Origin of the sequence: Sorangium sp. So ce1335 (genome assembly GCF_051521615.1) — a bacterium.
In the GTDB taxonomy this organism is placed as follows: Bacteria; Myxococcota_A; Polyangia; order Polyangiales; family Polyangiaceae; genus Sorangium.
On record NZ_CP150363.1, the window covers coordinates 10,155,306 to 10,176,379 of the forward strand.

Below are 21,074 nucleotides of genomic sequence, written 5' to 3' on the forward strand. Positions count from 1 at the left end.
GCGCGGGCTCCCGGCGCCCGCGCGTCGAGGAGCTCAGGCGACCACGCGCGCCGCGCGCTGGGGCGCCTCCGCGGGCGGCGGGGTCGTCCTCGACCTCGCCGCGCCGCGGACAGGCGCGAGCCTGGCCTTCAGCTTCTTGTAGGCATCCACGTCGACCGGCTCGCCCCGGACCCAGGCGCGGACGAACGGCGCCACCGCGGGCTCCCACGAGGTCGACAAGCGCAGGGCGAGGAACTCGCCATAGAGCGCGGTGAAGAGCGTCTCGAGCTCCTCGATGAGGTACATGCGCTCGTAGAACTGCTCGTCCGCAGCGTCCTTGACGACGCTCGGGATCTTGACGCCGGAGAGCGCGAACGCGTCGGCGTTGAAGAGGAAGGCGTACTCGAGCTCGCCGCGGGTAACGCGGACGCGCGCCTGCGACGGGAGCTTGCCCTGGCGCAGGGCCTCGTGGGCCTCGGGGGCGCTGCTCGGCGCCGCGCCCTTGAGGCGGCTCTGCTCCTTCTCCTGAACGAGCGTGATCTGCCCCTCGAGCCAGAGCTCGCAGGCGCCGAGGGCGTCCAGGGAGAAGCGGCCCTCGAAGAGCTCGCTCTCGAACCAGAGCCAGACAAGGAATTCACGGCCGACGAAGCGGCGCTGCTCGATCAGCTCGGCGAGGCCCACAGGGCACCTCCAGCGGTGGAATCAGCGTGAAAGACGGTGGGCTTGAGGAGCTCGAAGGCGCTCTGCTGCTCGGCCGTGAGGCCGAGCTCCCGGGCGGCCGTGTAGGGGCTCTCGGGCACGAGATCGAGCTCGAAGGTGTCCTCGAAGAGCTCGGCGAGCCCCTCGTGCGCGCGCGGCGACTGGTTCCAGAACCGCACGACGCCGGCCTCGAGGTTCCAGGAGAGGTCGACGACCTTCATCACCGGCATGAGCTGCGCGCGGAGCTTGCGCGACACGACCGCGCGGAGCTCCTCCTTCTCGCGGCGACCGAGCTTCTCGCGCCCGCGCTTCGCGAGGTGCTCGCGCTCGGCCTCGGCGAAATGCGCCTTGAAGAGCGCCGAGGGCACCTGCCAGCGATCGGTCCTGAGGCCGAGGTTCAGGTAGGAGTTGAAGAAGATCTTGCCGTGATCGAGCTCGCAATCGAGCGGGTTCTCGATGGAACACCACCCGGCGCGCTGGTCGGCGTCCTCCTCGACCGTGAGCGGCCGGAACGCGCGGAGCCGGATACGCTCGACGAACCTGTCCCGGAACCCGTCCGGCAGGTCGCCGCGGACATAGAACTTCGAGAATGAGATGGATCCTTTGAGTGCGCCCAAACGATCGTCCTTTCGTCTCGTGAGAGGACGGAGGTAGCCGAGCGGATCCGGGGGGTCAAAAAACCGGGACCGGGGTTCGGGCGCGGCCTGTGCGGCCGAGGGGGCAACGGCGATGCCAGCGCACCCGCGCAGCGGGCGCGCTCGCCGGACAGCGCCGACGGTCGGTCGTCAGACGTTGAAGAGGAAGTGCGTGACGTCGCCGTCCTGGAAGACGTACGTCTTGCCCTCGACGCGCAGCTTGCCGGCCGCGCGGATGGCCGCCTCGGTCCTGTGCTCGACGAGGTCGTCGACGCTGTAGACCTCCGCCCGGATGAAGCCCTTCTCGAAGTCGCTGTGGATGACCCCGGCCGCCTGCGGCGCCGTGCACCCCACCGGGATCGTCCAGGCGCGGATCTCCTTGGGACCCGCCGTGTAGTAGCTCTGCAGGCCGAGGAGCCGGTAGGCCTCGCGCGCGAGCGTCGCGAGCGCCGGCTCCTTCATGCCGAGGCTCTCGAGCATCTCCTTGCGCTCGTCGGGCGCGAGCTCGTTCAGCTCCGACTCGAGCTTGCTGCAGACCGGCACGACGCCGCTGCCCTCGGAGGCCGCGCGCTCGCGCACCTTCGACGCGAGCGGGCCCGTGCCGGAGACGTCGGACTCGTCGACGTTCGCCACGTAGAGGACCTTCTTCGCCGTGATCAGGCCGAACGTCTTCACGACCTTCCGCTGCTCGTCGTCGAAGGAGAGCCCGCGGACAGGCTTACCGGCCTGGAGCGCCTCGAGGCAGCGCTCCATGAGCGCGATCTTCGGAAGGAGCTCCTTGTCGCCCTTCGCCTGCTTGCGCGTGCGCTCCAGCATCCCCTCGAGGGACGCGAGATCGGCCAGCATGAGCTCGGTCTCGATCGTGTCGATGTCGCGGATCGGGTCGACGCCGCCATCGACGTGGACGACATCGGCGACGGTGAAGCAGCGGACCACGTGGAGGATGGCGTCTACCTCGCGGATATGACTCAGGAATTTGTTCCCCAGCCCCTCGCCCGTGCTCGCGCCGCGCACGAGCCCGGCGATGTCGACCACCCGCACCATGGCCGGGATGATCTTCTCGCTCTTGATGTACTTCGCGAGCGTGGCGAGCCGGTCGTCGGGGACAGGGACGGCGCCGACGTTGGGCTCGATCGTGCAGAACGGGTAGTTCTGCGCCTCGGCCTTGGCGGCCGTCAGCGCGTTGAACAGGGTGCTCTTGCCCACGTTGGGCAGTCCGACGATGCCGACCTCGACGCTCATGGCGCGCACGTCTAGCACAGGCCACGCCGCGCGGCCCGGCTACGTAGTGCAGTTGCCTTAAGGGGATCCCTGAGAGCCGCGGCAGCGCGTCGCTGGCCACGATCCCGCCCGGGAGCTGGCAGACGGTCTCAGCAGCATCCGACGCGATGCCTCTTCACGATCGCGGACCAGGAGGCGCCGCGGGGGCTCCGCCGCGGGGCTCCGCGGGGCTCAACCTGGGTCGGTCGCGGGGGGCTCAACCTGGGTCGGGCGCGGGGGGCTCAACCTGGGTCGGTCGCGGGGCGCCGCGGGGCTCAACCTGGGTCGGGCGTGGGGGGCTCAACCTGGGTCGGGCGCGGGGGGCTCAACCTGGGTCGGGCGCGGGGGGCTCAACCTGGGTCGGGCGCGGGGGGCTCAACCTGGGTCGGGCGCCGCGGGGCTCAACCTGGGTCGGTCCAACCTTGGTCAGGTTGCCCAACTTCGGGCGGGTCGCCGCCGCGGGCTCAACCTCCGCCGGGTCGCGGGCTCAACCTCGGTCGGGTTGCGGCACCGCACCCCGGCCTGCGCTGTGCGTTCCGTGGGCGCTGCTACGCTGCCACGACATGGCCGAGCCCACCTGGAAGAAGCTCGTCGACCAGCTCAAGAGCGAGGGGCACAGGAGCCCTTACCTCGACCGCCTCCGGCAACGCCTGCCCGCCTCCGGCCCCTCGGACCTCGCCGGCGAGATCCTCCGGGAGATGGCCTCGGCGCTCGGCAGGTCCGAGGACAAGATCAACGTCGCGCTGCTGGAGCTCGAGCTCCAAGGCAAGGCCCTCGACGAGCTCGCCCAGCACAGGGGCGCGGACCCGGAGGAGCGGGCGGCCCGGGTCGCGGCCTTCAACCGGCAGCGGGACGCGGCGAAGCAGGCGCTCTGGGAGCTGCGCGTCCACCGGGAGGCGCTCGGGTTCCGGCGGAACGACGACCTCGCCGAGCTGTACCCCATCCCGCCGAAGCGCGCCTAGGCGCCGCCGGTCAGCCGAAGAACGCGCAGACGGCGGCCGCCACGCGGGCGATCTCCTCGTCCGTGAGCTCGGGGAAGATCGGGAGCGCGAGCGTCTCGCGCGCGGCGGCCTCCGAGACCGGGAGCGAGCCGGCCGGCGGGCCGAGCGGCGAGAAGCAGGGCTGCAGGTGCAGCGGCGTCGGGTAGTAGACCTCGGTGCCGATGCCCCGCTCGGCGAGGAAGCTCCGCAGCGGATCGCGCCGGGACGCGTCCTCCAGGCGGATGACGTACTGGTTGAACGTGTGCCCGACCGAGCCGACGTCGGGCAGCGACAGGGGCAGGCCCGCCCCGCCGAGGAGCGCCGCGTACCGCGCGGCGTGCGCGCGGCGCCGCTCGAGGAGCGCGCCGAGCCGCGGGAGCTTCCGCCGCAGGAGCGCCGCCTGGAGCGCGTCGAGCCGGAAATTGCCGCCGACCAGCGTGTGGTGGTGCTTCCTGCGTGCCCCCTGGGCGCGCAGCGACCGGACGCGCTCGGCCAGATCGTCTCGGTCGGTGGTCACGAGCCCGCCGTCGCCGAAGCCGCCGAGGTTCTTCGTCGGGAAGAACGAGAAGCACCCCATGAGGCCGAGCGCGCCCGCGCGGCGGCCGGCGCGCTCGGCGCCGAAGGCCTGGGCCGCGTCCTCGATGACCGGCAGGCCGCGGCCGCCCGCGACCGCGAGGAGCTCGTCCATCGGGGCGCAGTCGCCGAAGAGGTGGACCGCGACGACGGCCCGGGTGCGCTCGGTCAGGACGCCCGCCAGGGACGCGGGATCCAGGTTGAACGAGCCGGGGAGCACGTCCGCGAACACCGGCCGCGCGCCGGTGCGGTGGATGGCGCCCGCGGTCGCGAAGAACGTGTACGCCGGGCACACCACCTCGTCGCCCGCGCCGACGCCGAGCGCCATCAGCGCGACGAGCAGCGCGTCGGTGCCGGACGAGACGCCGACGGCGTGCCGGACGCCGAGGTACGCGGCGCACGCCGACTCGAAGGCCTCGACCTCCGGACCGAGGATGTACTGGCCGCCTTGGACGACGGACTGAAACGCGGCGGAGAGCTCTTCCTGCATGGCGAGATCGCCGCGGGCGCGATCGAAGAAGGGGACGGGCGGCGGCGTCATTCGTCGGTGTCCTCCGCAGCGGGGAGCTCGCGGTAGCGGCGCGCGGCCGCGGCGCGGGGCGCCGGGAGCGGCGCGTCCTCGTCGAGATCGAGGCAGCGCACGACGTCGCCGCGGCGCTCGTAGCGGTAGCCACTCTCCGGGCAGCGCATCAGGCCGTCGCTCGAGGCGACGAGCTTGTGGCCGTGGCGGCTCATCCAGCCGGCGCGACGGGCCGGGACGCCGGTGACGAGCGCGTAGTCGGGGACGTCGCGGGTGACGACGGCGCCGGCGCCGATGAAGGCGTGGCGCCCGATCGTGACGCCGCAGACGACGGTGGCGTTCGCGCCCACCGTGGCGCCGCGGCGGATGCGCGTCCTGTCGAGGAAGGCGCGGCGGTCGATCTGCGCGCGCGGGTTGATGACGTTGGTGAGGACCGCGGACGGCCCGAGGAACACGTCGTCCTCGACGACGGTGCCGTCGTAGACCGACACGTTGTTCTGGATCCGGACGCCGTCCCCGATGACGGCGCTGCCCGCGACGAAGACGTTCTGCCCGAGGACGCAGGCGCGGCCGATCCGCGCGCCCGCGGAGACATGGCAGAAGTGCCATATCCTCGTCCCCTCCCCGATGTCGCAGGGCTCGTCGATGCACGCCGACGCGTGCGCGAAGAACGGCCTCGCGAGCTGGCTCACGGCGCCGCCTCGGCGGAGGGCGCGGCGCCCGGGGCGCGCTCCTCCGGCGCGGCCGGCGGCGCGCCGCCCGTGGGAGCGGGCGCGGCCCAGAGCCCCCAGGCGCCGCGCGTCGCGAGCGGCGGGCCCGCGAGGGCGGTGACGGGCGGCCTGACGCGCCCGATGAGGTAGGCCGCGCCGACCTCGGCGGCGCGGCGCGCGAGCGACGCGGGGTCGTCGAAGCTCGATCGCGCCGGGGGATCGCGGGGGTCGATCGAGCGATCCGGGTGCGCGCTCCCTGGGCGGCCCAGCGCGGCGAGCGCGGCGAGGTGGCCGTAGTCGACGACCTCGACGAGGACGGGCGCGGAGGGGGGCGTGAGCTCCGCGGCGGCGCGGCCGATGGCGACCTCGTCGGTGCGCGGGTTGAAGTGCTCGCGCCGCAGGTGCGGCCGGAAGAAGATCCCGACGCAGAGAACCACCAGCAGCGCGCCGCCGAGCGCGCGTCGCGCCCCGGTCGATGCGCCCCGGAAGGCGCGCGCGGTGAGATCCCCGACGGCGAGCGCGAGGAGGAGCAGCGCGAGGAGGGTGGCGCGCTCGGGGTGGTGCGTGGGGGCGCCGTCGCGCACGAGGGCGAGCGAGAGCGCCGCGATCTGGAAGGCGGCGACGGCGCCGGGCAGCGCGTAGGGGAGCGCCGCGCGGAGGAGCGGCGGGAACGGGCGGCCGGGCGTCCGCGCCTCCTCCCCGCGCACGGCGCCCTCCCCACGCACGGCGCCGCGGCGGGCGCCCCAGGCGACGAGGGCGAGCGCAAGGGGAGCCAGGAAGAGCTCCGGTTCCTCGCGGACCATCGCGGCGGGGTACGCGAAGAGCCGCAGCAGGGTGCCGTCGCCGCCGGGGCTGACGGCGCTGCGGTACGCGGCGACGCGGGCAAGGAAGTGCAACGCCTCGCCGTGGGCAACGCGGTTCCACGCGATCCACGCCGCTGGCCCGGCCAGGGCGACGAGCGCCGCGAGCGCGAGCTTCGCCTGCGCGGCGCGGCCCTGGCCGAGGCGGGCGGCCGCGAGGAGCGCCATCGCGGCGAAGGCGACGGCGACGGGCCATGGCTCGTACCGGGACAGCGTCGCGAGCACGAGCGCGAGCGCGCCGAGCAGGGCGCGCCCGGCGGGCGGCGCGGGCCCGGCGGGCGGCGTCGCGAGCGACGCCACCGCGAACAGCGAGAGGGCCGCCGTCGGCAGCTCGGGGACCGTCGCCACGCCGAGGCACGCGCTCCACGGGAAAGCGCCGGCGACCAGCGCGCCGGCGAGCGCGGCGCGGCGGTCGCCCGTGATCCACCGGGCGGAGATGTACACGAGCGCCGCCGAGGCGACGCCGAGGGCGAAGGCGACAGCGCGGGCGACCTCCAGGCTCGGCGCGAAGACGCTCTCAAGAACGCGGAAGATCGCGCCGTTCAGCCAGAAAGGGACAGGGAGCCAGCTCGTCCCGGTCGGGTCGAGCCGGGGCGCGTGCGCCCACGCCTGCGCGAGGACCACGCGCGCGAAGTCGTCGTCGCTCACGGCGCGGAAGCCGAGCGCGAGGACCAGCGCGGAGACGGCGGCCTTGGCGAGGGCAACGAGGGCCAGGTCGCCCGCGAAGGGGGCGGCAGAGGCGGGTGCCCCTCCCACGGACGACCCCGCGTCGAGCGCCCCGCCCGCTTCCCTCCCCGGCGCGGGAGCGGGCCGTCGCACGCCGGCCTACTTTTCCTGGGATCGCTCGAACTCGCGAAGCTCGCGATCACCCGCAGACGAGAGGTAGGCGAGCGACACGCTCGTCGCCATGAAGACGGCGGCGCAGACGGCCGTGAGGCGGGTCATGAAGTTGCCCGCGCCGCGGCCGCCGAACACCTGCGCCGTGGCGCCGCCCATCGCCGAGCCCATCCCGCCCCCGCGCCCCTGCTGGAGGAGCACGACGAGGATCAGGAACAGGCAGACGAACACGTGCAGGATGTTGAGGAACGTGTGAAGCATCGGCGTCTTTCTGCTGGGAGATCCCGGCCCGCGCGGCGGGCCCGGGGGCAACCTGGGACGGAGGGCAGGCCGGCGCTCCCGCGGTCGGGCGGGAGCGGCCCGCGATCTACCCCTGTTCCGCGCGCTCCGCCAGTCGGTGCGCGGCCTCGACGATCTTGGCGAAGCCGGCGGCGTCGAGCGAGGCCCCGCCGACGAGCGCGCCGTCGATGTCGTCCTGGCCGAGCAGCCCCTCGGCGTTGTCCGCCTTGACGCTGCCGCCGTAGAGGATGCGCGTGACGGACGCGAGGTCCTCCGAGGCCTTGGCGAGCAGGCCGCGGATGAACGCGTGCACCTCCTGGGCGTCCTCGGCGCGCGCGACCTTGCCCGTCCCGATCGCCCAGACCGGCTCGTAGGCGATGACGCCGAAGCCGGGCTGCTTCGCGAGCTCGTCGAGGAAGGCCCGGACCTGGCGCTCGACGACGGCGAGCGTCTCGCCCGCATCGCGCTGCTCGAGCGTCTCGCCGACGCAGACGATGGGCCGGAGCTCGGCGGCGATCGCCGAGGCGACCTTCCGGGCGACCGACTCGTCCGTCTCGGCGAAGAGCTGCCGCCGCTCGCTGTGGCCGAGGATCACCCAGCTCGCGCCGGCGTCCTTGAGCATGCCCGAGGAGATCTCGCCGGTGAACGCCCCGGAGAGCTCCGGGCTCATGTTCTGCGCCGCGATGCCGACCTCGCTCTTCGCCTCCGCGAGCTCGTGCGCCACGGCGGCGATCGCCGTGAACGGCGGGGCGACGACCACCTCGGCCCGCGTGAGCTCGCGGGTCGCCTTGGCGACGGCCGCCGCCAGGGGACAGGCGTCCTGCCCCCCGGCGTTCATCTTCCAGTTGCCGGCGATGAGCGGACGACGCGAGGCCGCCCGCGGGGCGACGCCCGTGCCTTCGGGCGTGCCCCCGTCGTTCACGGGCTTCACTCGCTCACCTCGGCCGACCGGAGCGCCTCGACGCCCGGCAGCCGCTTGCCCTCGATGAGCTCGAGCGAAGCGCCGCCGCCGGTCGAGATGTGGTTGAAGCCGCGGGCGATCTCCTCGCCGGCCACCTTGACCGCCGCGGCGCTGTCGCCGCCGCCGACCACGGTGAAGCCGGGCGCGTTGCTCATGATGCGCGCGACGTCGAACGTGCCCCTGGAGAAGGCCGGCGTCTCGAAGAGGCCCATGGGGCCGTTCCAGAACACCGTCTTCGCCTTCTCGATCGCCTTGCCGAACAGCTCGACCGAGCGCGGCCCGATGTCGAGCGCCATCGTGCCCTCGGGGATCGAGTCGACCGACGCGGGCTCGCCCTGCGTCGCGTCGATGCCCGAGGCGACGACCACGTCGACCGGCAGGAGGAGCTGGATGCCGCGGTCGCGCGCCTTGCTCATGATCGTGCGCGCGAGGGGGAGCTTGTCCTCCTCGATCCGGCTCTTCTGCACGTTCTTGCCCTGCGCGGCGAGGAAGGTGTTCGCCATCGCGCCGCCGATGCACAGGGTGTCGACCACGTTGAGGAGCGCCTCGACGACGTCGATCTTGTCGGAGACCTTGGCGCCGCCGAGGACGGCGACGTACGGCTTCTCCGGGCGATCGACGAGCCGGCTCAGCGCCTTGAGCTCCTTCTGGAGGAGGAGGCCGGCGGCGCGCTCGCGCATGAGGCGCGGCAGCGCGTGCACCGACGCGTGGGCGCGGTGCACGGCGCCGAAGGCGTCGTCGACGTAGACGTCGCACAGCTCGGCGAGCTGGCGCGCGAAGGCCTCGTCGTCCTGCTCCTCCTCCGGGTGGAAGCGGAGGTTCTCGAGCAGGCAGATCTGGCCCGCCCGGAGGTCGTAGATGACCTTCTTGGGCGAGTCGCCGACACAGTCGTCGGGCAGGTGGACCTCGTAGCCCGTGAGCTCACTGAGCCGCCCCCCGCACGGCTCCAGCGAGAGCCCCTCGGTCTTGCCCGGCTTCGGGCGGCCGAGGTGCGACGCGAGGATCACCTTCGCGCCCGCCTCCATGACGAGCTTGATCGTCGGGATCGCCTCGCGGATGCGCGAGTCGTCCGTGATCTTGCCCGTCTTCTTGTCGAGCGGGACGTTGAAGTCGACGCGGATGAAGACGCGCTTGCCGCTGAGACCGGCGGCGCCGCCGGCCTGCGCAAGGTCCTCGACAGAGCGGATTCCGGTGAGCTTCACGGCGCTACACGCCCTTCTTCGCCACGAGCTGAGCGAGGTCGATCATGCGGTTCGAGAAGCCCCACTCGTTGTCGTACCACGAGAAGATCTTCGCGAAGCGATCGCCGAGGATCGACGTCATGGTCGCGTCGAACGTGCTGGACGCGGGCGAGCCGATGAAGTCGCCGGAGACGAGCTCCCGATCGGTGTAGTTCAGGATGTCCTTCATCGGACCCTGCTCGGCGGCCTGCTTCATCGCCGCGTGGATGCTCTCCTTGGTGATCGGCTTCTCGGTCTCGAGGGTGAGGTCCACGAGCGAGACGTCGACCGTGGGGACGCGGATCGCGAGCCCGTCGAACTTGCCCTTGAGGGCCGGGATGACCTCGGAGAGCGCCTTCGCGGCGCCGGTGCTCGAGGGGATCATGTTGACCGCGGCGGCGCGGGCGCGGCGCAGGTCGCCCTTCCTGTGCGGGATGTCGAGCAGGTGCTGGTCGTTCGTGTACGAGTGGACCGTCGTCATCAGGCCGCGGACGATGCCGAAGTTGTCGAGCATGACCTTGGCGACGGGGGCGAGGCAGTTCGTCGTGCAGGAGCCGCACGAGATCACCGTGTGCTTCTGCGCGTCGTAGAGCTCGTCGTTGACGCCCATGACGACCGTGAGGTCGTGGCCCTTGGCCGGCGCGCTGATGATCACGCGCTTGGCGCCCGCGTTCAGGTGACCGGCGGCCTTCGCCTTGTCCGTGAAGAGGCCCGTGCACTCGAGGACGACGTCGACCCCGAGGCTCTTCCACGGGAGCTCGGCCGGGTCCTTCAGCGCGAGGACCTCGATCTTCTTGTCGCCGATGCTGATGTGCTTGTCGCCGGCACCGACCTTCGCCGCCTTGAACTCGCGGTGGATCGAGTCGTACTGGAAGAGGTGGGCGAGGGTCTTCGGATCCGTCAGGTCGTTGATGGCGACCAGCTCTAGATCCTTCACGCCGCGCTCGACGAGCGCGCGGACAATGCAGCGTCCGATGCGTCCAAAACCGTTAATTGCGATCTTCGTCGCCATCACGAACTCCTGGGAAAGTGGCCGGGCGCGATACGTAGTCACCTCGCGCGCGACGGTCAAGCAAAGCCTCAGCGCGCGCGCCGCAGGCGACGAGAGGGGCCTCTCGCCGGCGCGTGGTGCGCGCCGGTGCATCGAGATTCGGCGGGTCGGGTGAGGCGCTCGATGGGCGGTGATGCGTCCGTCGAGCGAAGCGTTCCGTAGGGTGAGGCGGGCGGGCGAGCAAGGCCACGCCGGCGGATGATCACGACGCTCGCTGGCGGGTCGTGCTGGGCGTCGTGCTGGGCGTCGTGCTGGGCGTACTGTTACTGGGCGGCGACGAGCTGGGTCAGCTTGTCGTACGTCGCCATCCCGACCTGCTGCTTCGCGTTGATGCCGCCCTTGAACAGGATGCAGGTCGGGATGGAGCGCACCCCGTACTGCTTGGCGAGATCCGGCGCCGCGTCGATGTCGAGCTTGCCGACCTTCACCTTGCCCTGGAACTCGTCCGCGAGCTTGTCGACGAGCGGCGCGAGCGCCTTGCAGGGCGCGCACCAGGTGGCCGTGAAATCGACGAGCACGGGGATGGGAGATTGGAGGACCTCGGACTCGAAGTTCTCCAGGGTGAAGGTGTGGACGTTCTGGCTCGCCATGGTTGTCTCCGTCAGTACCGCGCTGTTCAGGCTCAGGGCCGCGCGCTCGCGCGCCGGGCGCGTGACCCGCCCCCACAGTTGACCGACGCTGCTCCAGCTAGTCGGCCCGATGCAGAGCGAACGCCCTGTCGGGCAAGGAAAGTAACTGGCGCGCATGCCCCCGGCAAGCGGCCGGATGTGCGCCGCGCGGAGCCTTCCGCCCGCGCGATCGCTCTGGTAGATCGGCCGCCCCGGATGTCGTCGGACGAGATCACCCCGAAGCCCCCCCGGCGCTCGCGGGCCCGCGGCGCTGGCGCGGCGACCGCGGCGACGCCCACGACGATGCCCACGACGATGACCGACGGCCACGACGTCGAGGAGACGTGGCGGCAGACGGGCAGGGCGCTCGTCGTGCGGCTCGAGCGCGCGCTCACGCTCGCCGCGCTGCGCGCCGCCCACGCGCGGCTGGCCGAGGTGGCCGAGCGGCAGCGGCTGGCGATCGTCGAGGATCTGCTGTTCGGCCTGAAGGGCGATCCCAGCGAGGATCCGCCGCACCGGTGGGACTACGAGGCCGTGCTCCCGATCCGGGGCGCGGCCAGGCCGGAGGGCGACGTGACGGTCGCGCGCATCGAGGGCGGGATGTACCTCGCCGCGATCGCGCCGCGCGGCCTCGAGGACCTGGCGAGCCTGTACGGCCACTTGCTCGGGAAGCTCCTCCCGGCCAGGAAGCAGCGCCTCGTGCGGCCGTACATCCTCCACCGGGCGCACCGCGCCGCGGACGGCCAGGAGCGCGCGCCCGCCGAGGCCGTCGCCGTCTCTGTCTACGTGCCGGCGATGCTCTCGATGGATCCGGTGCCGATGCCGGCAGACGACGCGGAGGCCTGAGCGCAGACCGACGCCCGCGGCGCCGCACGAGGCGCAACGAAGCGCAGATCACGCGCGCCGGCGTCCGCCCGCGCCGCACCGAGCCAGGATGGCCCCCCGAACCCTCATCATCACGCCGACGTACAACGAGCGAGACAACCTCGCCGAGTTCGTGAGCTCCGTCCTCGCGGCGGTCCCGGAGGCGCACGTGCTCGTCGTGGACGACGCGTCGCCGGACGGGACGGGCGCGCTCGGCGACGAGCTCGCCGCGCGCGACGGGCGCGTCCGCGTGCTCCACCGCCCGGCCAAGCTCGGGCTCGGCACGGCCTACCTGGAGGGCTTCCAGCGCGCGCTGGACGGCGGCTACGACGTGGCGTTCGAGATGGACGCCGACCTCTCGCACGACCCCGGCCACCTGCCCGCCTTCCTCGACGCGATCTCGCGGGGCGCCGACGTGGTCCTCGGCTCGCGCAACATGCCGGGGGGCGGCGTGGAGGGCTGGGGCCTCGGGCGGCACGTGCTCTCGAAGGGCGGCTCGCTCTACGCGCGGACGATCCTGGGCGTCGGCGTCCGCGACCTCACGACCGGCTACAAGGCGTTCACGCGGCGCGCGCTCCTCGCGCTCGACCTCGGCAGCGTGCGCTCGAACGGCTACGCCTTCCAGATCGAGACGACCTACCGCGCGCTCCGCAAGGGGCTCCGCGTCGTCGAGGTGCCGATCGTGTTCGTCGACCGGCGCGCCGGCCACTCGAAGATGAGCCGGCGGATCTTCGCCGAGGCGATCGTCGAGGTCTTCCGCCTTCGGCTCGACGCCGCGCTCGGGCGGATCTGAGCGCCGCGCTCCGCGACGGCGCTGGGCCGGGCGCGCGGCCGGCGGCGCGCGCGGGCGCAGTCGCGGGCGCGCGGCTCGCCGCGGGCGCCGGCGCGCGCGGCGCTCAGCGCTTCGCCGCGCGGGGCGGCCGCGACGCGTCGCGCGCCCGCTCGTCGGCCTCCAGGTCGTCGAGCGCCTCGAGCTCCGCGTCGAGGTCGTCGTGGAAGCGCGATCGCCCGGGGGCCTCCGGCTCGTCGACGCGCACGCGCGCGGGGCCGTCGCCCGCGCCCTGCCCCTGCTGGGCGGCGCCGTCCGGCGCGGGGCCCGCGGGGCGTCCACGGACGGCGCGCATGGCGCGGAGCAGCGCGAGCTCGGCCACGCGGCCGGCCTTGCGCACGCTCGGCGCGGCCTCCTCGCGCAGCACCCGGCCGAACACGAGCGACAGCAGCGTCAGCACCGTCGGGACGATCACCCCGAGCGCGAGGCCGACCGCGATGCGCGCGACCGTGAGCCCGAAGAGCGCGGCCACGAGCGGCAGGCCGTCGAGGCCGCGCCAGGGCGCCGAGGGCCCCTCGCGCCGGCGCGCGCGCTTCTCCTCCTTGCGCGCGCGCCGCTCGGCCTTGCGCGCGTCGCGGTACGCCCTGCGCGCCTCGCGCTCGGCCTTGCGCGCGTCGCGGTACGCCGCGCGCGCGTCGCGCTCCGCGGAGGGCCCGGCGGCGCTGCCGGCGCGCGGCCGCTCGGCCGGCGCCCCGCCCGCGTCGAGCCCCGCGAGCAGCGGCGCGATGCGCGCGGCGCGGCGCTCCGGATCGGGCTCCAGCATCGCGGAGAGGGCCCGGACGAGCCGCGGGTCGGCGCGGCCGCCGAGGGCCGCGGGCACGTCGATCGCGAGCCCCCGGTGCGGCAGGTTCTCGGGCTCCTCGCCGGTCAGCAGGCAGAGCGCCGTCGCGCCGACGGCGTAGACGTCCGACGCGGGCAGCGCGCGCCCCTGGAACTGCTCCGGCGCCATGTACCCGAACGTGCCGACCACGGTGCTGCCGCCCTCGGGGCGCAGGCGATCGCGCACGGCGCCGAAGTCGACGATCGCGAACGAGCCGTCGGGCCGGCGGATCACGTTGTTCGGCTTGATGTCGCGGTGGATGACCGGCGGCGCGCGGCCGTGCAGGTAGTCGAGCACGCCCGAGGCGTCCCGCAGGAAACGCACGATCTCGTCCCGGCCGAGCACCGCGCGGCGGCGGCGCATCGCGCCCAGGCTCTCGCCGTCGATCTTCTCCATCACAAGGAAGAGCGCTCCGTCCTCCTCGAAATGGTCGAGGTAGGCGGGCAGGCTGGGATGCGAGAGCGAGGCGAGCACCCGCGCCTCGCGCTCGGCGAGCTCCACGCCCTTCCAGCTCGAGGCGCCGCGGATCTGGAGCCGCTTGATCGCGACGAGCTTGCCGACCCGCTTGTCGACCGCCTCGAGGGTGTGCCCCTGAGCCCCTTCGCCCAGGGCGCGCGTGATCACGTAGCGCCCATCGCGCAACGACTGGCCCTGTTCGGCACCCATCGCGGAGCGAGGGTACACCGCCCGCCCAGCGACACCAGCGCGAAGCCCGGGGGCGACGCCCGCGCGCGCTCGTCCGGGCGCGCGTCCTCGCGGGCGCCGCGGTCGCCGTCGATGCCGCGGACGCCGCGGAGCCCTCTGCTAGAGTCGCAGGCCATGTCCCTCGTGCTCGTCCTGATCGCCGTGTTCGCGGTCGTCTATCTCCTGTCGGGGCTGCGTCAGATCAACCAGTGGGAGGCCGCGCTGCGCTTCACGCTCGGCAAGCTGACCGGCCGCGCGTCGCCCGGGGTGACGCTGTTCCTGCCGGGGATCCAGGAGCTCCGGCGCATCGACACGCGGATGAAGAACCGCGACCTCCTGCAGCAGATGGTGATCACGCGCGACAACGTGACGACGATGGTCGACGCGGTCGTCTACTACCGCGTCGTCGATCCGGAGAAGGCCACGCTGGCCGTCGAGAACTACGAGACGGCGATGAAGGACCGCGCGAAGGTCGTGCTGCGCGACGTGGTGGGCGAGACGCGGCTCGACGAGCTCCTGTCGCACCGCGAGGAGGTCGCCGCCAAGGTGGGCGCGCAGGTCGAGGCGGTGGCGGCGGCGTGGGGCCTGCACGTGGAGATGATCGGGCTCCAGGACATCGCGCTGCCGCCGCAGATGCAGGAGGTGCTCGCGAAGGGGGCGATCGCCGAGCGCGACCGGCGCTACGTCGTCATCAAGAGCGAGGCCGACGTGGAGAGCGCGAAGAACTTCGCCGAGGCGGCGAGCATCCTCGCGCGATCGCCCGGGGCGATGGAGCTCCGGCGCTTCGAGGCGCTGGCGAACCTGAGCCAGGGCAACACGAAGGTGATCTTCGACCTCGCGAAGCCGTACGACGACGTGCGGCACACGGCGGTGGCGATGGCGGAGGCGGCCTCCACCGCCGAGGCGAAGCCGGCGCGCCTCCAGGAGGGGCACCACGCGATCGACGCCGAGGCGCAGCGCGAGGCCGAGGCGGCGCTCGAGGCGGACGCCGCGCTCGAGGAGCAGCGGACCGCGCGGCGCGGGCGCATGGGCGGGGCGTGATCCCGGTCCCCGCGCTGGCCGCCCTGAAGGCGGCCGTCGCGGCGCTGCTCGAGGCGCGCGGCGAGCGCGGGCTGGCTGCGCTCGTCGGCGGCGGCGAGCTCTCGCTGGCCGGGCCGCCGGAGCGGTGGACGCTGGGGTCGCGCCAGGTGAGCGCGTCGCGCCTCACGCTGTCCGTCGACGCGCCGGCGTTCGCGGCGCTCACGGCGGACGCGGCCCGCCTCGCGGCGGTGCGGGACGCGTTCGCGAGCGCGGTGCGCACGCCGGAGACGGAGCTCGCCGACCTGACGGTGCTGCTGCGCCTGCCGGGCGCGGGGCGCGGGTGGAACCATGTGTACCGGGAGGCCGCGCTCCCGGCGGCGGCGGAGCGGCCGCACCCCGACGCGGTCCTCGGCGGCGCGGCGGCGCTGCTCGAGGCCGCGGGCGACGCGCGGGGCGCGGCGATGCTCCGCCGCGGTGGGCTCGAGGCCGCGCAGGTGCCGAGCAGCGGCGGGGTCGCGCTGGTCCGCTGCGTGGTGCGGCTCGACCCGGCCGACCTCGCCGCGCTCGACCGCGACGGCGAGCGCGCGGAGCGGCTGCGGCGCGCCGTGCGCAGCGCCGGCACGCGCGCCGCCGAGGCGGTCGCGTCGGTGGAGCTCGCGACGGCCCTCTACCCGCCCGGCGGGGCGGCAGGCCCGCGCCTCGAGCGTCCGCGCGGCGCGGCCCGGGGCTCGCCCGGCGCGGCCGGGTCGCCGGAGGCGCGGCTCGCGCGGGCGCTCGAGGCGCGCGGCGCCGTCGTCGTGCCCGTCTCCCGCGAGGAGGGAGGCCCGGATGGCGGGAGCGTGGAGCTCGCCGTCGTCGCGTCCGGGGAGCTCCTGCGCGTCCGGATCGAGGCCGCGCCAGCCGCCCCCGCCGCGCGGGCGCGCGGCGGGAGCGGCTGGCGCGCCGAGGAGATCCGCGCGATCACGGTCGCTGCCCAGGACCTCGCGACGCCGGAGCGGGCCGGGGAGATCGCCGCGCTGCTCTGCGGCGGCGACGACCTCGCATGAAGGGCGCGCCACGCGCCGCGACCGTCACCGGTACCGCCATGGCAACAATTTTCAAGTGCCGGCGGTCAGCTCGCCGTCACCCGGCGGGGGCAGGATTTCCGGCGCGAGGAGCCCCCTGCGCGCGGGTCATGTTGCGGATCGCGTAGCTGAGCGCAGCGCGGAGGTCGCGCTGCGTGTTGAGCTGCGAGAGGTCGAGCCCGAGCGCGACCATCGTGTGCGCGACGTTCGGCTTGATGCCGGCGACGATGCCGTCGGCGCCGAGCAGCCGGATCGCGGTGACGAGCTCGATCAGGTGGCTCGCGACCCGGGTATCGACGACCTCGACGCCGGTGAGGTCGAGGATGGCGTAGCGCGCCTGCTTCTCGACGATCTTCGAGAGGAGGCTATCCATGACGTCGGCGGTGCGCACGCTGTCGAGCGTGCCCACCATGGGGAGCGTGAGCACGCCGTCCCAGACCTCGATGATCGGCGTGGAGAGATCGCGGATCACCCTCTGCTGCGCCGCGATCTGCTCGACCTGCTCGCGCAGCTCCTCTTCGATGGCCTTGAACTTCGAGATGTCGAGCGACACGCCGAGCACGCCGCCCGCGGGCTCGCCCTGCTCGCCGCGGATCGGGATGAGCCAGTTGTCCCACCAGACACCGAGCGAGTCGTTGGGGAAGCGGCGCACCTTGCCGTCGAACCATGCGCGAATCTCGGCGCCGTCCGAGCCCGGGTCGCCCGCGAAGAGCTCGAACCAGTTCGCGCCGACGAGCTGCCCGGGCTTGAGCCCGCTCCGTGCGAGCCCCTTGCCCGCGTGATAAACGCACGTCGCGTCGCCATCGAGGGCCCAGAGCGCGACATCGTCGAGGTGCTCGGCGAGGGCGTCCAGGATACGCGCCTTCAGCCGGAGCTCCCTCGGCCCCTCCGACCCGAGCTCGGGGGCGACCTGCAGCGACCCGAACACCACGCTGCGATCGGGTGAGGGCTGTACGCTGCACTTCAGGCGCAGGTATCCCCCGCTCCCGTCGCGAAGGCGAACAAAGAAGCAGACGTGCCCGCCCGTCTGCTGAAGCTCCGACCACGCCCTCAGGAGCGCGGCGCGATCCTCCGGGTGCGCGAGCTCCGTGAGCGTGCTGCGCTCCTCGCCCGTGAGTTCGAGGGCCTCCCGCAGCGCGTTGCTCTGATGGACGAGCTCGCCCTCCGCCGAGGCGACGAAGAGCATCTCTGGACAGCAGGCGAAGAACTCCGCAAAGAGCGTGTTCGAAGCATCACCCATCACGCGAGCATCTCCCGGAGGCAACAACAAGGGACGGGAGGGTATCCCGCGTGAAGCGCGCGGGGGAAGGTCCCTCGCGCCGCGCGATCGTGCCGAGCAGACGAGCGGAACCGGTAAAGCGAGCACAGCCCCGGCGCGCGGGATGTACGCCGCCGAGCAGCGCAGGACATGCGATGCTCCCTGCGCTCCCGGCGCCCTCACCGGACGTCCGGGCCGATCGGGGATCGGTTCGTTCTTTTCTTCAGCAGGAGCCAGATGGAATTCGATCTCGTCATTGCACGGGGGACGGTCATCGACGGCAGCGGTCAACCCCATGACGTGGCGGACGCCGGGATCCAGAATGGCAAGGTAGCGGCCGTTGCGGGCCCAGGCGCCCGCAAGGGAAGACGGACGCTCGACGCCGGAGGGCTCGCCGTCGCGCCGGGCTTCTTCCGATAATGACGCTGAGCCCGCCCGCCACACGCAGGAGCCCCGGTTTCCTTGCCCTCATCCTCGGCGCGCTCACGGCGCTCGGTCCGCTCTCGATCGACATGTACCTGCCGAGCCTGCCCACGCTGCAGCGGGAGCTCGGCACCACCGCCTCCGCCGTGCAGCTCACGCTCGCTGTGTACTTTGCGGGGCTCGGGCTGGGCCAGCTCGCCTACGGCCCGCTGACCGACCGGTTCGGCCGCAAGCGCCCGCTGTACGCCGGCCTCGCGCTCTACGTGGTCGCGTCGATCGGGTGCGCGCTCGCGCCGAGCGTGCAGTCGCTCATCGCGCTCCGGTTCCTCCAGGCCGCGGGCGGCGCCGCGGGGCAGGTCGTGACGCGCGCCGTGGTCCGCGACCTCTACAGCGGGGCCGCGGCCGCGCGGCTCCTCTCGCTGCTCATGCTGGTCATGGGGGCAGCGCCCATCCTGGCGCCGACCCTCGGGGGCTGGATGCTCCTCGTCGCGGGCTGGCGGGCCATCTTCGCGCTGCTCGCCGCGCTCGGCCTCGGCTGCCTGGCGCTCATGGCCGTCGCGCTCCCCGAGACGGCGACCCTGCGGACGCCGCGGCTCGACCTCCGGGTGATCGGCGCGAGCCTGCGCGAGATCGCGCGGGATCGCGCCTTCGTCGCGTACACGTTCACGGGCGCCTTCGGCCAGGCGGGCATGTTCGCGTACATCTCGGGCTCGCCGTTCGTGCTCATCGAGCTGTTCCACGTCTCGCCGCAGCACTACGGCTGGATCTTCGGCGCGAACGCGTTCGGCCTCATCGCCGGCGCCCAGGTGAACCATCGGCTGCTCGGGCGCCGATCGCCGGCGTGGGTCCTCGCGCGGGCGACCGTGGCGACGACCGCTGTGGGCGCGGTGCTCCTCGCTGTCGCGCTCAGCGGCCGGGGAGGGCTCGCGGCCGTGATCGCGTCGCTGTTCGCGTTCATCGCGAGCCTCGGCTTCATCGGCTCCAACGCGACAGCGCTGGCGATGGAGGGCCAGGGCGCGCGGGCGGGGCTCGCCTCGGCGGCGCTCGGCGCGATCCAGTTCGCGACCGCCGCCGGCGCGTCGTCGCTGGTCGGCGTCCTGAACGACGGCTCCATGCGGCCGATGGCGGGCGTCATGGCGGCCTGCGCGGCGGCCTCGTGGGCCGCGGGCGCGGCGGCCCGGCGGCTCTCCGCCGCGCCGGTCTCCGCCGGAGCGCCCGGCTGAGCCGCGCCGCGCGGCGGGCGGCGAGGAGGCCTGCCGCTCAGCCCCTCGCCGATCGCTCGGCGAGCCAGGCGGGATATCCCTTCGAGGCGGCGGCCTCCAGCCCGAGGTCGGGCTGCTCCGCGAACACCGCGCGGCCCACGCCATAGAGCGCCTCGAGGAGGGTCTCGGGCGGGCCGAACGCCTCGAGCCCCAGCGTCCACGCGGCCGGCGTGGCGTTGCCGCCGCCTTCCACGAGGTCGACGCGGGTCAGCTCCACGGCGCAGCCGGCCCCGAGGCGCGTCCCGTCCGTCACCTCGGCGACGCGGCCGCCGGCCAGCTCGAACACCCTCACCCGGCGCTCTTTCCTGAGGCTCGTCCACCCGCGCCCGCCGTCGTCGGCGTCCGTGGACCCGTGAGAGACCTTCGTCCACCGCTCCAGCTCGCCGAGGATCGTGGGAGAGAAGTGGACGGGGCCGAAGGCGCAGACCCGGAACTTTGTCTCGAGGCTCGTCGCCCCGCTGCCGCCGCGCGCCTTGACCCCGAGGTCGGCGCGCTGGAGGCGCAGGTAGCGATCGGTCCGCCGCGGCTCCGAGGACGCGCGCGAGAACCACGACGTGAGCCGCTGCGCCCTGGCGTCGTCAGCGGGCAAAAACCAGCGGACTTCGATGCTCTCCTCGACGATCATGGCTCCTCCCGACCCGTGCGCTGGCGACGCGCGCGCCCCCGTTCTGGGATGCCGGAGGACGGAGGCGCGTGCGCCGTCGGCGCGACGGTGGCCGGGTCGGGGCATGGCCGGGTCAGGCTGCCCCCGCCGGAAGCCGCTCGGCCCCGGCAAGCGACCCTGCGTGCGCGCCGTTCGTCGCGGCTCAGGCCCGCGACGACGCCCGGAACGAATCGGTCACGACCTTCTTCGCGAAGTCGACGATCTGGTCCTTCGGCGCGTTCTGGATCGCGTACTTGACCACGTAGCCGCCGGCGAGGAGGGTGAGCTGGCGGAGGATCTTCGAGCTCGCGAGCACGCCGATCGCAAACGCCGCTCCGCCGATCGCGATGGGGACGATGTAGGGGACGTCCTTGACCTTGCCCTGGATGTCCTTGGCGAACTTCAGGAGCATGTCGAGGCTCATCCCTCCCTCGCCGCCCTGCGCCTGCTGCGAGCCGGACTCCTGAGAGCCGGACTCCTGCGACCCGCCCTCGTAGATCCCGTTCTTGTACTCGCCCGAAGTGTACTGGTCGTTACCGATGGTGGTCATAGCGCTCTACCTCGTCCTGAAGTGATCGGCCTCTGAGATGGCGATAGCTCCCGGCCTCATGCGAAGCACATACCAATCGGGAGGATCGCGGCGCGGACGCCCGGGAGCCATCTCCCCCGCATCGCGCGCGAACAGGAAATGCGATCCCGCGCGCGGACGGCCGCGTACCGTGAGGCAACTTGGCCAACCGTGGCAAATGATCCCGCCTCAACGCGCTCACCCGCGGTCGGCGCGCTCGCGCAGGACGCCGGCGAGGCGGACGCAGGGACGTCGGCGCGAGCGCGACGGCGAAGGACGTGGGGCCCCGAAAGGTGCGGTCGTGTCCGGAGGCGTGCCTCTGAATTGTGATCATCGAAACAATTTCTCGATTGTCACGACCGGGGTGGTGGGAAGGACGTCGTCCGGCAGGCGCCCGAGGGACATGGCGCGAAGGCGAAGCGGAGGGCGTTGAGGAGCCGGCCGGGAAGGCGGACCATCGTCGCGGG

At 73.3% G+C, this 21,074-nt stretch carries 22 protein-coding genes; 7 read left to right on the forward strand and 15 right to left on the reverse strand.

Features of this window, described 5'->3' with window-relative positions:
• Positions 1 to 33: 33 nt before the first annotated feature.
• From WMF24_RS37955 to ychF, 3 genes are all read right to left on the reverse strand, one after another.
• Positions 34 to 660 (reverse strand): hypothetical protein, encoded by a 627-nt coding sequence (locus WMF24_RS37955; protein WP_437732334.1) that lies wholly within the window; start codon positions 658 to 660, stop codon positions 34 to 36.
• Positions 642 to 1,295, reverse strand: a complete 654-nt coding sequence (locus tag WMF24_RS37960; RefSeq protein ID WP_437732335.1) for a hypothetical protein — start codon at positions 1,293 to 1,295, stop codon at positions 642 to 644. Before WMF24_RS37960 ends, WMF24_RS37955 begins: the two co-directional genes overlap by 19 nt.
• A 168-nt stretch (positions 1,296 to 1,463) precedes the next feature.
• A complete protein-coding gene (gene ychF, locus WMF24_RS37965; protein WP_437732336.1) occupies positions 1,464 to 2,555 on the reverse strand; it encodes a redox-regulated ATPase YchF in 1,092 nt (363 codons plus the stop codon).
• A gap of 581 nt (positions 2,556 to 3,136) precedes the next feature.
• Between ychF and WMF24_RS37970 the strand changes: the two genes are divergently transcribed.
• Positions 3,137 to 3,535 (forward strand): hypothetical protein, encoded by a 399-nt coding sequence (locus WMF24_RS37970; RefSeq protein WP_437732337.1) that lies wholly within the window; start codon positions 3,137 to 3,139, stop codon positions 3,533 to 3,535.
• Between the two features lie 10 nt (positions 3,536 to 3,545).
• Here the strand turns inward: WMF24_RS37970 and WMF24_RS37975 are convergent, their stop codons facing one another.
• The 8 genes from WMF24_RS37975 to trxA all read right to left on the reverse strand — a co-directional run bounded on the left by WMF24_RS37975 (position 3,546) and on the right by trxA (position 11,154).
• Complete coding sequence (locus WMF24_RS37975; protein ID WP_437732338.1) at positions 3,546 to 4,667, reverse strand: DegT/DnrJ/EryC1/StrS family aminotransferase; 1,122 nt, start codon at positions 4,665 to 4,667, stop codon at positions 3,546 to 3,548.
• Entirely contained in the window at positions 4,664 to 5,338 is a 675-nt protein-coding gene (locus WMF24_RS37980) for an acyltransferase (protein ID WP_437732339.1), read from the reverse strand. The genes WMF24_RS37975 and WMF24_RS37980 overlap by 4 nt, the downstream gene beginning before the upstream one ends.
• The gene (locus tag WMF24_RS37985) at positions 5,335 to 7,035 is read right to left on the reverse strand and encodes a hypothetical protein (protein ID WP_437732340.1); all 1,701 of its coding nucleotides are present in this window, start codon (positions 7,033 to 7,035) and stop codon (positions 5,335 to 5,337) included. Before WMF24_RS37985 ends, WMF24_RS37980 begins: the two co-directional genes overlap by 4 nt.
• 6 nt (positions 7,036 to 7,041) lie before the next feature.
• Entirely contained in the window at positions 7,042 to 7,314 is a 273-nt protein-coding gene (gene secG, locus WMF24_RS37990; protein WP_437732341.1) for a preprotein translocase subunit SecG, read from the reverse strand.
• A gap of 106 nt (positions 7,315 to 7,420) precedes the next feature.
• Positions 7,421 to 8,254 (reverse strand): triose-phosphate isomerase, encoded by an 834-nt coding sequence (tpiA, locus tag WMF24_RS37995; RefSeq protein WP_437738903.1) that lies wholly within the window; start codon positions 8,252 to 8,254, stop codon positions 7,421 to 7,423.
• 5 nt (positions 8,255 to 8,259) lie between these two features.
• Entirely contained in the window at positions 8,260 to 9,495 is a 1,236-nt protein-coding gene (locus WMF24_RS38000) for a phosphoglycerate kinase (protein WP_437732342.1), read from the reverse strand.
• A gap of 4 nt (positions 9,496 to 9,499) precedes the next feature.
• A complete protein-coding gene (gene gap, locus WMF24_RS38005) occupies positions 9,500 to 10,525 on the reverse strand; it encodes a type I glyceraldehyde-3-phosphate dehydrogenase (protein WP_437732343.1) in 1,026 nt (341 codons plus the stop codon).
• 302 nt (positions 10,526 to 10,827) lie between these two features.
• Positions 10,828 to 11,154 carry a thioredoxin gene (gene trxA, locus WMF24_RS38010; RefSeq protein WP_437732344.1) on the reverse strand — a complete coding sequence of 109 codons (327 nt, stop codon included), beginning with the start codon at positions 11,152 to 11,154 and terminating at the stop codon, positions 10,828 to 10,830.
• Between the two features lie 234 nt (positions 11,155 to 11,388).
• Between trxA and WMF24_RS38015 the strand changes: the two genes are divergently transcribed.
• Positions 11,389 to 12,018, forward strand: coding sequence for a hypothetical protein (locus WMF24_RS38015; protein ID WP_437732345.1), 630 nt, complete (start codon positions 11,389 to 11,391; stop codon positions 12,016 to 12,018).
• Between the two features lie 88 nt (positions 12,019 to 12,106).
• Entirely contained in the window at positions 12,107 to 12,829 is a 723-nt protein-coding gene (locus WMF24_RS38020; protein WP_437732346.1) for a polyprenol monophosphomannose synthase, read from the forward strand.
• Positions 12,830 to 12,932: 103 nt separating this feature from the next.
• Here WMF24_RS38020 and WMF24_RS38025 read toward each other — a convergent pair whose 3' ends face one another.
• A complete protein-coding gene (locus WMF24_RS38025) occupies positions 12,933 to 14,351 on the reverse strand; it encodes a serine/threonine protein kinase (RefSeq protein ID WP_437732347.1) in 1,419 nt (472 codons plus the stop codon).
• 153 nt (positions 14,352 to 14,504) lie between these two features.
• Here WMF24_RS38025 and WMF24_RS38030 point away from each other — a divergent pair, with 153 nt between their 5' ends.
• Positions 14,505 to 15,410, forward strand: coding sequence for an SPFH domain-containing protein (locus WMF24_RS38030; protein ID WP_437732348.1), 906 nt, complete (start codon positions 14,505 to 14,507; stop codon positions 15,408 to 15,410).
• Positions 15,407 to 16,435 carry a hypothetical protein gene (locus WMF24_RS38035; RefSeq protein ID WP_437732349.1) on the forward strand — a complete coding sequence of 343 codons (1,029 nt, stop codon included), beginning with the start codon at positions 15,407 to 15,409 and terminating at the stop codon, positions 16,433 to 16,435. Before WMF24_RS38030 ends, WMF24_RS38035 begins: the two co-directional genes overlap by 4 nt.
• 76 nt (positions 16,436 to 16,511) lie before the next feature.
• On the opposite strand, the gene WMF24_RS38040 is transcribed toward WMF24_RS38035, so the two are convergent.
• The gene (locus WMF24_RS38040; protein ID WP_437732350.1) at positions 16,512 to 17,693 is read right to left on the reverse strand and encodes an STAS domain-containing protein; all 1,182 of its coding nucleotides are present in this window, start codon (positions 17,691 to 17,693) and stop codon (positions 16,512 to 16,514) included.
• Between the two features lie 255 nt (positions 17,694 to 17,948).
• Between WMF24_RS38040 and WMF24_RS38045 the strand changes: the two genes are divergently transcribed.
• Both WMF24_RS38045 and WMF24_RS38050 read left to right on the forward strand, forming a co-directional pair.
• Positions 17,949 to 18,131: a hypothetical protein gene (locus tag WMF24_RS38045; RefSeq protein WP_437732351.1), complete on the forward strand. Its 183-nt coding sequence runs from the start codon at positions 17,949 to 17,951 to the stop codon at positions 18,129 to 18,131.
• On the forward strand, positions 18,131 to 19,357 hold the full coding sequence (locus WMF24_RS38050) for a multidrug effflux MFS transporter (RefSeq protein WP_437732352.1): 1,227 nt from the start codon (positions 18,131 to 18,133) through the stop codon (positions 19,355 to 19,357). Before WMF24_RS38045 ends, WMF24_RS38050 begins: the two co-directional genes overlap by 1 nt.
• 37 nt (positions 19,358 to 19,394) lie before the next feature.
• Here the strand turns inward: WMF24_RS38050 and WMF24_RS38055 are convergent, their stop codons facing one another.
• Positions 19,395 to 20,021: a hypothetical protein gene (locus WMF24_RS38055; RefSeq protein ID WP_437732353.1), complete on the reverse strand. Its 627-nt coding sequence runs from the start codon at positions 20,019 to 20,021 to the stop codon at positions 19,395 to 19,397.
• Between the two features lie 181 nt (positions 20,022 to 20,202).
• Positions 20,203 to 20,589 (reverse strand): hypothetical protein, encoded by a 387-nt coding sequence (locus tag WMF24_RS38060; protein ID WP_437732354.1) that lies wholly within the window; start codon positions 20,587 to 20,589, stop codon positions 20,203 to 20,205.
• Positions 20,590 to 21,074 lie beyond the last annotated feature (485 nt).

Bases quoted from the DNA above. Each gene is read 5' to 3' on its own strand.
- ychF (WP_437732336.1), bottom strand. From the start codon at position 2,555: ATGAGCGTCGAGGTCGGCATCGTCGGACTGCCCAACGTGGGCAAGAGC.
- WMF24_RS37970 (WP_437732337.1), top strand. From the start codon at position 3,137: ATGGCCGAGCCCACCTGGAAGAAGCTCGTCGACCAGCTCAAGAGCGAG.
- WMF24_RS37975 (WP_437732338.1), bottom strand. From the start codon at position 4,667: ATGACGCCGCCGCCCGTCCCCTTCTTCGATCGCGCCCGCGGCGATCTC.
- secG (WP_437732341.1), bottom strand. From the start codon at position 7,314: ATGCTTCACACGTTCCTCAACATCCTGCACGTGTTCGTCTGCCTGTTC.
- gap (WP_437732343.1), bottom strand. From the start codon at position 10,525: ATGGCGACGAAGATCGCAATTAACGGTTTTGGACGCATCGGACGCTGC.
- trxA (WP_437732344.1), bottom strand. From the start codon at position 11,154: ATGGCGAGCCAGAACGTCCACACCTTCACCCTGGAGAACTTCGAGTCC.
- WMF24_RS38015 (WP_437732345.1), top strand. From the start codon at position 11,389: ATGTCGTCGGACGAGATCACCCCGAAGCCCCCCCGGCGCTCGCGGGCC.
- WMF24_RS38020 (WP_437732346.1), top strand. From the start codon at position 12,107: ATGGCCCCCCGAACCCTCATCATCACGCCGACGTACAACGAGCGAGAC.
- WMF24_RS38025 (WP_437732347.1), bottom strand. From the start codon at position 14,351: ATGGGTGCCGAACAGGGCCAGTCGTTGCGCGATGGGCGCTACGTGATC.
- WMF24_RS38030 (WP_437732348.1), top strand. From the start codon at position 14,505: ATGTCCCTCGTGCTCGTCCTGATCGCCGTGTTCGCGGTCGTCTATCTC.
- WMF24_RS38040 (WP_437732350.1), bottom strand. From the start codon at position 17,693: ATGGGTGATGCTTCGAACACGCTCTTTGCGGAGTTCTTCGCCTGCTGT.
- WMF24_RS38045 (WP_437732351.1), top strand. From the start codon at position 17,949: ATGGAATTCGATCTCGTCATTGCACGGGGGACGGTCATCGACGGCAGC.
- WMF24_RS38050 (WP_437732352.1), top strand. From the start codon at position 18,131: ATGACGCTGAGCCCGCCCGCCACACGCAGGAGCCCCGGTTTCCTTGCC.
- WMF24_RS38055 (WP_437732353.1), bottom strand. From the start codon at position 20,021: ATGATCGTCGAGGAGAGCATCGAAGTCCGCTGGTTTTTGCCCGCTGAC.
- WMF24_RS38060 (WP_437732354.1), bottom strand. From the start codon at position 20,589: ATGACCACCATCGGTAACGACCAGTACACTTCGGGCGAGTACAAGAAC.